We start from the raw sequence: 12,334 nt of genomic DNA on the forward strand, positions 1-12,334 counted from the left end.
TGACCTAGTATCCCCGTTGTGGATTTACGATGTTGTTCAGCACCTCGCCCTTGCGATAGCGCATCAGGTTCTCGGAAAACATGCGGACCGATTTCAGATCCCAGCCGTCATAGACCGAGCTGCAGTGCGGTGTGACGATCACGTTGTCCAGTTCCCAGAACCTGTGCCCCTGAGGCAGCGGTTCGGTAACGAACACGTCCAGCGCCGCGCCTCTGATCCGGTTCTGTTCCAGCGCGGCCAGTAGAGGTGCTTCGTCAATTACCCCACCTCGCGAGACGTCGATTATCACCGTCGTCGGTTTCATGGCGGCAAAAGCCTCCGCCCCGACCAGACCGAGCGTGCTGTCCAGCAGTGGTACGCAAACGACGATAAAGTCAGCGCGTGGCCAGAGATCAGGCAAAGCCTCCATCCCGTGTACCTCGTCCACGTTGGGGGTCGGTTTCGGGCGGGCCCGTACACCGATTGTGTTCAGCCCCATAGCTTTGGATCGTGCCGCAACAGCCTCTCCTGTTTTGCCAAGGCCGATGATCAGCACCGTCTTGCTGTCGATGGGCTCGACTTTGCCGCCGATCCAGTCCCGCCGCGCCTGCGCGGCACGAAAGCCCGGGAAATCCAGCGTGAAATGCAGCATCGCCCCCAGCGCATATTGTGCCATCATATCGGCGGCGACCCCGGCGGCATTTGTCACCGTTACCTCATCAGGGTTCCAAGGGTTCAGGTGATCGGTGCCCGAGCCGCCGACCGAAGCCCATTTGATTTGCGGGTTCTCGACCAGTGCTGCGCGTGGAAAGCCGGGGGTGCCCGCAAAGCGAACGGAATAGACAACTTCGGCCCCTGTATCCTCGATCAAACCCGTGAGCGCCTCGTAGCTGTCGCAGGTGTGGATCGGCAGATCGGGATGACCCTCAGCAAGAACCGCACGGGCAGCGTCGGGGTTATCGGTGTGCAAGATCACGGTGGGGTATTTCATGCGGGTACCTCCGGTTGGAACTCGGCGCTAGCAATGGCTACCGCGTTGGCGAAAAAAGCAGTGGCGGCGATGTCAAAAAGGACATCGAACCCTACACCTTTGCGGTCGTTGCGCCATGTGATTGCCTCGACATAGCCCACGCGGGTCTGGGCGATCTTTCCCACTGGAAAGGCACCGGGCGACAGGTCGACCGGGCAAGTCTTGGCCAGCAGATCGAACAGGCGCGGGCCGGTCAGGTGCATCATGGCCCAGGTTTCCTCGCGCCAGGAATAATAGCCCTTTGGCGTGGCGGCGACCTGCCACCGGGCATACAGGTCGGCAGGCGCATCCAGTACCACCACCTCTTCCTGACCCAGACGCATAAGGCCATCGGCGGTTTCGTTGACGTCTGGCACCTTCAGGCCCCGCGATTGCAAAAACGCCACGGTGCCTCGGCCCTTGAGGCCAAAACGCGGCGTGTGGGTCAGGTCCTGCACGATAATCTGCCCGGAAACCAGTGGTGTGCCTTCAGCAGCGCCCTTTGGATCAAGCGGATAGGTTCGCATCATCACACCTCCTGCCGTTTGTTTTCAGGATCAAAAAAGGTGTGGCCGCGCACAGTTGTTACGACGCGCTTGCCATTGCGGCACTTCACTTTGACCTGCGATCCTTGCGTAGCGTCATCACCATGCACATATGCCAGCGCGATATGGATGTTCAGCGTCGGCGACCACAGGACCGAGGTCACATGCCCCACCGGTACATCATTCCTCAGTACCAGACAGCTTTCCCCCGGTACATCTGGCCCGTCGAATGTCAGCCCAACCAGCATGCGCGGCAGGCCTTTGTTTCGGCGCATCTCGGTTGAGCGCTTGCCCACAAAAAACGGCTTGGTCTTCGAGATCGCCCATTCGAACCCCAGCTCATCCGGCGAGGTCAGCGCGTCGGTGTCCTGACCAATCAGGATATGGCCTTTCTCCAACCGCAGAATCCGGCTGGCTTCCAGCCCGTAAGGGCGCAACTCGTGCGCGTGACCCGCCGCTATCACCGCATCCCACAGGGTGTTGGCATAGCTGGTGGGGCAGTGCAGCTCGTAGCTCAACTCGCCGGTGAACCCAATCCGCATGGCGCGCACCGGCACCCCGGCCACCATGCCGCTACGCCCGTCGAGATAGGCAAATCCATCGCGCGAGAAATCGATGTCGCTGTCCAGCGCTTCGACCACGGAGCGCGCCTTGGGACCGGTAATGTTGAAGCCCGAGAAGGCCGAGGTGACGTTCAGCACATCCACATCCAACCGCCACTGCGCATTCCAGAACAACATATCCGAATAAACCCGCGCCACGGCCCCGGTGGTGGCGGTGACATAGAACAGATCCTCGGCCAGCCGATACGCCACGCCATCGTCGATCACCGTGCCCATTTCGTTTGTCATCAGGCAGTACCGGCAACGGCCCACAGGCTGCTTTTTGTAGGCCATGGTGTAAATGCGGTTGAGGAATTCGCCCGCATCCGGGCCACGCACCTCGAGCCCGCCCAGAGTTGAAACATCCAGCACGCCGACCCCATTGCGCACCGCATGCACCTCTTCTTCGATAAGGCGCTTGGCGTCTTGTTTGGGGCCGTAGAAATAAGGCCGCCACCACGCTCCGACCGGGCGCATGTCCGCCCCCAACCGGATATGTTCGTGATGCAGCGCGGTGCGCCTCTCTGCCGGGTGATGATGACCAGACAGCACGCCCAGCGTTTCGGGGCCAAAGGGCGGACGGGCGGTAGTCACGCCGATCTGCCCGATGGTGCGGTCGGTCGCCTTGGCCACCACCCGGGCGGTGGCCAGCGCCGAGTGCCGCCCTTGTGACGGCCCCATACCAACTGTGGTAAAGCGCTTGATCAGCTCCAGCTCGCGATAGCCTTCCTTAACCGCGTTTTGCAGGTCCTTGATCTGAATATCCTCGTCCCGGTCGACAAAATCCTTGCCCTTGGGATGCCCGGCGATTGCCGGTTCGAAATTCGTCAACGCAGCCTCGACATCTTCGACCTGCGCGATGTCGCGGGTTGGCAGCCCCAGACGAGTCAACGCCGTCTGTGCCGCGCGTTGCGCATCGGCCACCACCGCATCAGGCGCAAAGACCCCGGCAACACCCCCGGCAATGCCCAGCGGAGCGTCTGGCAGAGACAGGGAAAACCGCGCCGCCGTTTCATTGTACCCAAGTTTCGCGCCAGCATGACAGGGCAGTTGCCACATTGGCGCATAGCCGACCGAAATCACCAACAGATCGCAATCCAGCCAGTCGCCGCCGACCTTTACACCGGCGACATGGGTCTTGCCACGCGCCTCGCCCACGGTGCCGTGAATGACACGCGTCCCCCTTGTTGACAGTTGCTGGCCAAGCTCGCCGCCGCTGCCGCCGGGGCGCGGATCAACCACCGCCGCCAGTTCTACGCCTGCGTCCAACAGATCCTGCGCCACCCGATAACCGTCGAGATTGGCGGCCAGTACCACCGCGCGCTTGCCCGGTTTCACACCATAGTGCCGCATAAGCCGTTGCGCACCAGTGCCCAGCAAGATGCCCGGCAGGTCATTGTTTCGGAAGATCGTGGGCTGTTCGATGCAGCCGGTGGCCAGCAGAACCTCGCGCGCGCGCGTCTTGAACAGCTTGTTGCCCCGGATCAGCGGCAGCCAGTTGTCCTCGAACCAGCCGTTCACCACTGTACCGGTCATGATGCGGAAGTTCGGCAGACTTTGCACTTTCGCCAGTAGGTCGGACAGCCTGTTGGCATCGCGGCCATAGGTCAGCGCACCGCCCAAGACCGGCTCCTGCTCGGCCAGAATGACGTCAGCTCCGGCTTCGGCGGCTTCGATGGCGGCGGTCAACCCGGCCAGCCCCGCGCCGACGACCAGCAGGTCACAAAACAGGTTGGCCTTTTCGTAGTCTTCATGCGGGGCGTTGATATCCAGAACGCCCAGCCCAGCCTTCTTGCGGATCAGCGGCTCCCACAGTTTCAACCAGCTATTGCGCGTCGGACCCATGAAGGTGCGATAATAGAACCCCACCGGCATAAATCGCCCCAGCTTGTCCATGAATGCGTCGCGGTCTCGCGCCAGTGATCCGTTGACGTTCTGCGCCGTAACTTGCAGCCCTGCCGAAATCGGATGCCGGTCGGCCTGCACGTTCGGGTCCGAGGGCAGTTGCACCAGCGTATCGGCCTCGGTGCCCGCCATCGACATCGCACCGCGCGGTCGGTGGTATTTGAACGAGCGCGACAGCATCCACTTCCCCTGCCCGGCCAAAGCCGAGGCGATCACATCACCTTCGTATCCCTGAAACGCCTGCCCTTCAAAGCTGAACGATACCGGCGCATCTCGGTTGATCCTGTTGCCCCAGGGTGCGGGAAGTCGGGCCATCACCTTTGCTCCAGCTCTGAGGGGTCAAAAGTGCGGATCACCTCGTTCGTGGTGGCGTTGCGCTCCGCCAGAAAGAAATAGTTCGAGGGCACGTGCCGCCACCATTCCACCAGCGTTCCGCGTGAATTGTCGGCGCGGAACAGGTGACGCGCCCAGTCCTGATCGCTGGTTGCATCCGGGTCGGGGTTGGCGCGCAGGGGGCCGAAGCTCTGGAATTCATTGATGTTGCGGGGCCCGTTCATCGGGCAGATCAGGATCTTCATGTCAGTGGCTCGCGGCAGTTGCGCCCATTTCATTGAGCAGATCAAAAGTGGCGAAACGCTCCATTGTGAAGGGTTCGAGTATCGGCGCGACCTTCTGGTTGGCGATGGACTGCGCCATGTATTTGCCCGCCACCGGAGTGGCTTTGAACCCCCAAGTGCCCCAACCGCAATCTAGCCATAGGTTGGACAATGGGCTGGCACCCATGATGGGTGAGTAATCGGGCGTCATGTCGGTAATCCCGGCCCATTGTCGCAGCAGACGCACCCCGTGCAGGAACGGGAACAAATGTACCGCGCCTTCGGCCAGATGTTCTTTCATGTCCAGTGTCGAGCGGGTGGAATACAGCTGATAAGGGTCCGAGCCACCGCCGATCACGATCTCGCCTCGCGAAGACTGCACCAGATAGGTGTGCAGGCTGACCGAGCTGACCAGCGTGTGCAGCCACGGTTTCAGCGGCTGCGTAACCATCGCCTGCAACGGATAGCAACGGATCGGCAATTCTACCCCGGCTTTCATCGCCATGTCGTAGTTCATGCCCCCGACAGCAATCATCACCTGCCCGGCACTGATATCACCGCGATTGGTGCGCACTTTTGTGATCTTGCCACCGGCAGTGTCGAACCCTTCAACCTCGGTACGTTGATGAATTTCCACCCCGCGCCTACTGGCTTGCGCTGCATAGCCCCAGGCCACCGCATCATGCCGCGCAGTGCCTCCATCGGCGTGCCACAAACCGCCGATGATTTCCAGCGGCCCGCCCTCATCCATATTCAGATGCGGGGACAGGTCCTTGACCGTCTGCGCATCAACTACCTCGATCCGGGTGCCCGCGTGTTTACCCATCTCGGCCCGCAGATGGAACGAGCGTAGCGTCGCCTCGGTATGGGCCAGCGTCAGTTGACCGCGCTGGCTGAACATGACGTTGAAATCCAGCTCTTCGCTCATCTTCCCGTAAAGCTGCACACCTTCCTTGTAGAACGCGATGCCCTCTTTGGTGATGTAGTTCGAGCGGATGGTAGTGGTGTTCCGCGCGGTGTTGCCGCCCGCCAGATAACCCTTTTCCAGCACAGCCACATTGGTGATGCCGTGATACTTTGATAGGTAGTGGGCACAGGCCAGTCCGTGGCCGCCACCACCTACGATGACCACATCGTAACTGGATTTAAGCTCTGGCGTGGCCGGAATGTCTCCGGTGACAGGGTAATCGGCGGATAGCCCGTATTTCAGCAGCCTTAGCGGCATTTTTGTTGTCCTGATTTCAGCGGTTGTCAGCGGCGTCATAAATCAGCGCGCCGAGATCCGAGAATTTGGCGTCCGGCGACTGCAACCCCAGAACCGCGTCGCGTATGGCGGCGGCACGGCTGACCCCCAGCGGTGGTGTGGCGAACTCCATGAACTTGGCAATCACTTCGTCACGGTCCATGGGTGCCTCGGGCCCGCCGCGCGCGTGGACGTCGCCCGACGCCAGTTCCCGCCCATCCGTCAGGGTCATGACGACATCAGCAACGCGGCTTTGAGGAAAGCGGTCGGAATGGCGCGCGGTCTCGGCCACCGAGATACGGTCGACAATCGCCGCGACCAGCGGATCGGAGAGGCCCGCGCCGGTGATATGCTCGACCCCGATACGGCCGTGCGCCACCATCGTCGCCACCGCGAAGGGCAGCGAATACTGCGCCTTCGAAGTGTCATCCGGCATACCCTGAAACAGGCAGGCACTTTCGTGGAAAGTGTTCACCTGAATCGCGGCAATGTCCTGATGAGACAGGCCATATTCACGCATCAGCGCCCTGGTGGCGTCGATCGCTGCATGGGCCCAACGACAGATCGGATAGGGCTTCACATATTGATGTTCCATCTGCCAGAAGCTGCCCAGATCCCGCCAGTGATGCGCGACCTCATCCGCCTCTATGGTGATCGCCGGCGCGCCGGTAAATCCCTTCTCGGCCAGCACTGCCGAGGATACACCCACCAGCGCGCCCCAGCCCGAGCCGTCATGCAGCATGGTGGGGTTGGCAATCTCGCGCATCATTTGACTGCGAGGCCCGTGATATTCGGCGATGCCCATGGCCTGCCGCATCCGTTCTGCGCTCAGCCCGCGCAGACGGGCGGCAACGGCCACAACTCCCAACGCGTTCCATGCGCCGGAAGTGTGGTAGTCGCTGACTGTGTCATGCAACGAAATCCCGGCGCGCCCGGCGATTTCGTATCCAATAGTTACGGTCGCCAACGCCTCGGGGCCGGAAAAATCCGCGACCGTTTCCGCCAAAGCCGCCAGAGCCGGCACAACGGCAACACCGATATGGCCCTTGGTGGGGTTATAGCCGTCATGGCCATCCAGATTATCGGTCTGAGTCGCAGCGGCATAAGCCGCTCCGGCAACGCTAACCTTGCGGCCATCGAACAGCATCCGTGCGCTGAGGCCCGGATCGCCCGCACCGTAAAGCGCCATAGCGCTGTCACGCGCGATCTGACCGGCCTGCATCGGTCCGGACCCGATGGTGATCCCCAGCGTGTCCAGCAGCATCAGTGCTGCCGCTTCGAGCGCGCTGTCGGGGAAATCCTGCACCCTTCGATTTAGCGCAAACTTTGCGATAGTTTGAAATGTGTTGGTCACGATGCCCTACAGATGAGGTTTCGGGTTCGGCCAAAACCTAAGTGTGTTTGCCCATCGCAGCACGAAAACAATACGAGGGCAATGGCCCCGGAAAATTTGTAGCTTTGGCTCCGTCCCATTGTAGCATATGAACCAGATCAATTCCCGCCGCGAAACAGGATTCCCGGCGCACCACCCATCCGCCCGCCCAGGAATATGTCGCCATGATGAACCTGCCCCACCTGATCTTCCTGCGCTCCTTCGAGGCCGCCGCCCGGTACCTCAGCTTTACCAGCGCGGCAGATGAGCTGAACTGCACCCAATCGGCCGTCAGCAACCATGTGCGTTCGCTCGAAGAGTTTTTGCAGCGGCCTCTGTTCGTGCGCCATGCCCGGTCATTGTCGCTGACCGACGTGGGCGAGGCGTATCTGCCTTCAGTGCGGCATGCTCTGCATGAGATTGACGTGGCCACACAATCGGTCATCCAGCGGTCACACACCCGCAAAGTCGTCGTGTCTTGCCCGGTCAGCCTGGCCGAGAATTGGCTACCGGACGTAATCCGGGGCTTTAGCGACCAGCACCCGGATATCGACCTGACGGTACACGGCACCGTCTGGATTGATGTCGAGCCGAACGTCTCGGACATTTCGATAACGGTCAATCATATTGACGATGTGACGGTGGGCGCGCGGCAGCTGTGGGCCGAAAAGCTTGCGGTCGTGTGTGCACCCGAATTCACAGTCAATGGCGCGCAGCTAACCGATCCGGCACAACTGCAAGAGGCACCTCTGATCCATATTCTGGGTCGTCCAGCTTATTGGGAACGGGTCGCACGTCATTTTGATCTGGCAGACCTGAACCAGAAGGAAGGGCTGCGGACCAACGCTTCAAATCTGGCAATGGAGATGGCGGCGAAGTCGTTGGGCTGCGTCGCTCTACCCCGCTCTTTGGCCGGGTCTTATGTGGACCGGGGGCTGCTGATCGAACCGTTCGAATTCGATTTGGACAGCCCCTGGGCCTATTTCGTGCGTCTCAAGGAAAAACCCGTTTCACCGTCGGTCAGGCTGTTTCAGGACTGGCTGCTAAACGCCGCTGCCAGCATGAACCGCTGACCTGCAACGGGGCTGCTCAGGCAGCCCCTTCCAGTGCCGGTTTAACATCACGCAGGCGGTTTCCATCCGGGTCAAAAGGAGGCTCGGACAGGATTTTCGCTTTATGGGGCTTGCCAAGGATGAACACTTCGACCGTATCACCAGGTTGTGCGACCTCAGGGTTTATATAGCCAAGCGCTAGCGATTTGCCGACCGAATAGCCGTATGCACCGGATGTCACGCGGCCAACCGGGGTACCATCCGGGGTAAAAATCGGCTCACCGCCGGTAGCGTCGGCATCCTCGGAGACTTCGACCTCGAAGATTGACAGCATTTCGCGTGCGGCGTTGTCCTTGACCGACAGATACGCATCCTTGTGCAGGAAATCCTTGTCTAGCTTGATGAGGCCCGCCAGCCCGACCTCTTGCGGCCAGTATTCCTGCGAATACTCACGGCCCCAAGAGCCATAACCTTTTTCGATCCGCAACGACCCCAGCGCACGGCCGCCAACGGGGCCGCCATCCAGCAGCTTGGCCGCATCCAGCAGCGCAGCGTACAGGCGGGTCTGATCTTCTTCGGCGCAGTGCAACTCCCACCCTAGATCGCCGGTAAAGCTGACGCGGATGGCCAGGCAGGTGACACCTGCAACCTCGATTGTGGCCGAGCGCATAAAGCGGAACGCCTCGTTCGACAGGTCTGCATTGGTCAGCCGCTGCAGCAGGTCACGCGCTTTCGGACCGGCGACGTTGAACCCTGCTATGCGGTCGGTGGCGACTTCGAAGGTTGTGTCCTTTGGCAGGTCGATCATGTTGAAAAAGCGTTGATGATAGCGCTCGGCCATGCCCGATCCGATCATCATGTATTCGTCATCGGCCACCTTAGTTATGGTGAAATCTCCAGCCACGCCGCCACGGACAGAGATCAGCGGCGTCAGGCAAGACCGCCCGATCACGGTGGGTACGCGGTTGGCGACCAAGCGATCCAGCCAATCTTGCGCACCGGGTCCTTTGATGATGTAGTTCGCAAAATTCGATATGTCGATGACGCCCACATTCTCCCGCAGCATCTGTACCTCACGTCCCACCGGCTCCCACCAGTTCTGGCGTGTGAAGCCGTTGGTTTCCTGCACGCCGGGCTGATCGGCGAACCATAGGGGATGCTCCCAGCCGCAGTTCAGACCAAAGACACAGCCCATGTCTTTCTGCATTTCATAGGCAGGGCGGACTCGGGCGGGGCGACCTGCACTACGCTCCTCGTTCGGGAAGTGGATGGCAAAACGGTGGGTATACTGGTCCTCAACCCGTGCCTTGGTGAATTTTTTGTCGGCCCAGTCGCCGAAGCGGGCCAGATCCCATGCAAACATGTCGTATTGCGGCTCGCCCTCGATCATCCACTGCGCCGCCAGCAGGCCCAAACCACCCGATTGCGAGAAACCCGGGATCAGTCCGCCGCAGAGGAAATAGTTCTTCAGTTCGGGCACCGGACCCCACAAGGCGCTGGAGTCCGGAGACCAGATCATCGGCCCGTTGATCACCCGTTTGACCCCTGCGGTGGCGGCAACTGGCACACGTTCGGTAGCGCGGATCACGTTTTCCATGATCCGATCCAAATCGTCGGGGAACAGGTCATGGGCAAAGTCCAGCGGCGTACCGTCCTCGGCCCAGAACTTCATGTCCTTCTCATAGGCCCCGATGAGCAATCCGTTGCCTTCCTGACGGAAATAGTACTCGCCATCCCGGTCTGCAATTGACGGAAGGCGACGGCCCAGATTGGCAACTTCTTCGATGGATTCAGTCACGAAATACTGGTGCTCGGTCGGTTGCAACGGCAGAGTCAGCCCCGCCAGCGCCGCAACTTCGCGGCCCCAAAGACCAGCGGCATTCACCACCCATTGCGTGTGAATATCGCCCTTTGTGGTACGCACGATCCAAGACCCGTCGGGTTGCTGATCCGTACCTAGCACCGGACAGAACCGTTCTATGGTTGCTCCCATGGCGCGGGCACCGGCAGCATAGGCGTGGGGCACGCCCGAGGGATCCACATTGCCGCCATCGGGTTCATACATGATGCAGCGGATATCGTCGAACTGCGCCAGCGGGTGCAGTTCCTTGGCCTTCTCGCGACTGACCTCGTGGAAATTCAAACCATAGAATTTAGCCTTGGCTTCCTGCAGGCGCAGCTGATGTTCGCGTTCTTCGGTTTGCGCCAAATAGAGCGAGCCGGGCTGGAACACGCCGCAGCTTTGACCGGTTTCCTGTTCCAGCTCTTTATACAGATTCATCGTATAGTGCTGGATGCGGGTGATATTGTTGTTGTCATGCAGCCCATGAATGTTGGCCGCCGCGTGCCAGGTCGAGCCGCTGGTCAGTTCGTCCCGCTCTAGCAGGACCACATCGGTCCAACCCAACTTGGCGAGATGATACAGAATTGAACAGCCGGCTAGGCCGCCGCCGATTACAACCGCTTGCGCATGCGTTTTCATGAGCTTCCCCTCTCAAATGCCTCAGGCGGCGATGGTTTTCATTGCACCCAGAAACTGGGCCACTTCGGCGACGCTGTTGTAGTGGCACATCGAAACACGCACGCAGCTGTCCATGCCAAGCGGTGTGAGGATGTTGCCCGAATAGTGATCGGCCTTGCGCAAATGCGTACGGATGCCTTGTTCGTTCAGTTGCTTGACCACATCGACCGACGGCACGCCCTCGACCTGCAGTGACACCAGTCCCTCGCGTGCTGGGTTATCGACACCGCCCAGAATGGTCACCTTCTCCATCTCGGCCAGCCCGGGCAGGTTGCCGGTTCCGCGGATCATCGCATCAGTCAACGCTTTTTCCTGCTCATGGATCGCCTCTCCGGCAGCGACGAATTTTGCGCGCCGGTCGGTGGCGTCGCTGACCTGTGCGCCCAGCCATTCGAAATAGCTGATTACGTCAGACATTGTAGCGTAAGAGCCGGTATCACGCGTCCCCATTTCCCAATTGTCGGCGGGGCCGTCGATCAAGCTGTTATGTGGCAGCTTGGTCAGCCGGTCAGAAATCCAGGCCACCCCGTAACCATGGCGCGAGAACACCTTGTAGGGCGAGATCACATAGCCATCGACATCATAGGCGGTCAGGTCGATCCGGCCATGCGCGGCGTGCTGGATACCGTCGATTATGATGAAGCAATTGGGCGCAACGGCGCGGATCGCGGCAGCCACAGCCGCTACATCCACGCCCATACCGGTCACCGGCGAGGTGTGCACGATAGTCGCAACCTTTGTGTCCGGCGTTACCTGCGCCGCATAAGCATCTGCGGTGACGGTGCCTGTGGCGTCGTCATGGACCACCAGAACATGATCTTGCCCGGCCACCCCGGCCCAACGCGCGCAAGCGCTTCGGGTCGCGGGATGTTCCAGCGTTGTGCCAAGCACCCGACCGGTGCCTGTGCCCAGACAGGCGTTCATTATCAAACGAAACAGCAGCTCGGTCCCGCTTTCGCCGACAAAGAACTGGCCACCGGGGGCGTTCATGAACACGGCCATATCTTCTTTGGCCTTGTTGATTACCCGCACCAGTTCGTGACTTCCCGGGTTGTCGCGGCCCTGATTGTCAGGGATCGCAGCATAAGCCTGCGAGGTGCCCACAACCGAATTCAGCGTCAGCGCGCCACCCGCGTTTTCAAAGAAAATACGCGGTCCCTGCTGCGGGCAGTGGTCGACCTGCGCAAATCGGGCACGGATTTGTTCAAGCAATTCTGGAGTGATCTTAGTCATCGGGAACCATTCCTGCGAAAATGTCATTCTGGCAAGATATATGCGCCCTTTTGCAAAACTACTCACAAAAAAACTTGGGGCATTGTGGGTGGAAATTGAGACCATCGAGCCAAGAGAACTCAGCCACAAGAACGATATGGTTCGCGAATTTCAATTTCGTCGGCCCGATCACACCCTCACGCATGCCTTCGCTTGGTTGAGAAACCGCTGGTCAGGCCGACGGTTTGTAACCTGAGCGTTGTTCTAGAGACATCGCTTTGCAGGACGGTGTTGAGAG

9 protein-coding genes are annotated in these 12,334 nt (G+C 60.2%); 1 reads left to right on the forward strand and 8 read right to left on the reverse strand.

Going from position 1 to position 12,334, the window contains the following annotated elements; all coding sequences use genetic code 11:
- Positions 1 to 4: 4 nt before the first annotated feature.
- Genes AC1DFB_RS20240 through AC1DFB_RS20265 form a run of 6 tightly spaced genes read right to left on the reverse strand, consistent with a single transcriptional unit; the run spans position 5 to position 7,233 of the window.
- Positions 5 to 970 (reverse strand): D-2-hydroxyacid dehydrogenase, encoded by a 966-nt coding sequence (locus AC1DFB_RS20240; protein ID WP_480922680.1) that lies wholly within the window; start codon positions 968 to 970, stop codon positions 5 to 7.
- Positions 967 to 1,518, reverse strand: a complete 552-nt coding sequence (locus AC1DFB_RS20245) for a hypothetical protein (protein ID WP_480922681.1) — start codon at positions 1,516 to 1,518, stop codon at positions 967 to 969. Before AC1DFB_RS20245 ends, AC1DFB_RS20240 begins: the two co-directional genes overlap by 4 nt.
- Positions 1,518 to 4,355 (reverse strand): 2Fe-2S iron-sulfur cluster-binding protein, encoded by a 2,838-nt coding sequence (locus AC1DFB_RS20250; protein WP_480760825.1) that lies wholly within the window; start codon positions 4,353 to 4,355, stop codon positions 1,518 to 1,520. The genes AC1DFB_RS20245 and AC1DFB_RS20250 overlap by 1 nt, the downstream gene beginning before the upstream one ends.
- Positions 4,355 to 4,618, reverse strand: a complete 264-nt coding sequence (locus AC1DFB_RS20255; RefSeq protein ID WP_170407402.1) for a sarcosine oxidase subunit delta — start codon at positions 4,616 to 4,618, stop codon at positions 4,355 to 4,357. Before AC1DFB_RS20255 ends, AC1DFB_RS20250 begins: the two co-directional genes overlap by 1 nt.
- 1 nt (position 4,619) lies before the next feature.
- The gene (locus AC1DFB_RS20260) at positions 4,620 to 5,861 is read right to left on the reverse strand and encodes an FAD-dependent oxidoreductase (protein ID WP_480922682.1); all 1,242 of its coding nucleotides are present in this window, start codon (positions 5,859 to 5,861) and stop codon (positions 4,620 to 4,622) included.
- 16 nt (positions 5,862 to 5,877) lie between these two features.
- Positions 5,878 to 7,233: an MmgE/PrpD family protein gene (locus tag AC1DFB_RS20265; RefSeq protein WP_170596365.1), complete on the reverse strand. Its 1,356-nt coding sequence runs from the start codon at positions 7,231 to 7,233 to the stop codon at positions 5,878 to 5,880.
- A gap of 203 nt (positions 7,234 to 7,436) precedes the next feature.
- Here AC1DFB_RS20265 and AC1DFB_RS20270 point away from each other — a divergent pair, with 203 nt between their 5' ends.
- Positions 7,437 to 8,324: a LysR substrate-binding domain-containing protein gene (locus AC1DFB_RS20270; RefSeq protein ID WP_170423129.1), complete on the forward strand. Its 888-nt coding sequence runs from the start codon at positions 7,437 to 7,439 to the stop codon at positions 8,322 to 8,324.
- A 16-nt stretch (positions 8,325 to 8,340) separates the two neighbouring features.
- On the opposite strand, the gene AC1DFB_RS20275 is transcribed toward AC1DFB_RS20270, so the two are convergent.
- Positions 8,341 to 10,785 carry a GcvT family protein gene (locus AC1DFB_RS20275; RefSeq protein ID WP_480922683.1) on the reverse strand — a complete coding sequence of 815 codons (2,445 nt, stop codon included), beginning with the start codon at positions 10,783 to 10,785 and terminating at the stop codon, positions 8,341 to 8,343.
- 21 nt (positions 10,786 to 10,806) lie between these two features.
- On the reverse strand, positions 10,807 to 12,057 hold the full coding sequence (locus AC1DFB_RS20280) for an aminotransferase class V-fold PLP-dependent enzyme (protein ID WP_480922684.1): 1,251 nt from the start codon (positions 12,055 to 12,057) through the stop codon (positions 10,807 to 10,809).
- Positions 12,058 to 12,334: the final 277 nt, after the last annotated feature.

The organism is Ruegeria sp. S84, from assembly GCF_056583445.1.

Bases quoted from the DNA above. Each gene is read 5' to 3' on its own strand.
- AC1DFB_RS20240 (WP_480922680.1), bottom strand. From the start codon at position 970: ATGAAATACCCCACCGTGATCTTGCACACCGATAACCCCGACGCTGCC.
- AC1DFB_RS20245 (WP_480922681.1), bottom strand. From the start codon at position 1,518: ATGATGCGAACCTATCCGCTTGATCCAAAGGGCGCTGCTGAAGGCACA.
- AC1DFB_RS20250 (WP_480760825.1), bottom strand. From the start codon at position 4,355: ATGGCCCGACTTCCCGCACCCTGGGGCAACAGGATCAACCGAGATGCG.
- AC1DFB_RS20255 (WP_170407402.1), bottom strand. From the start codon at position 4,618: ATGAAGATCCTGATCTGCCCGATGAACGGGCCCCGCAACATCAATGAA.
- AC1DFB_RS20260 (WP_480922682.1), bottom strand. From the start codon at position 5,861: ATGCCGCTAAGGCTGCTGAAATACGGGCTATCCGCCGATTACCCTGTC.
- AC1DFB_RS20270 (WP_170423129.1), top strand. From the start codon at position 7,437: ATGATGAACCTGCCCCACCTGATCTTCCTGCGCTCCTTCGAGGCCGCC.
- AC1DFB_RS20275 (WP_480922683.1), bottom strand. From the start codon at position 10,785: ATGAAAACGCATGCGCAAGCGGTTGTAATCGGCGGCGGCCTAGCCGGC.
- AC1DFB_RS20280 (WP_480922684.1), bottom strand. From the start codon at position 12,057: ATGACTAAGATCACTCCAGAATTGCTTGAACAAATCCGTGCCCGATTT.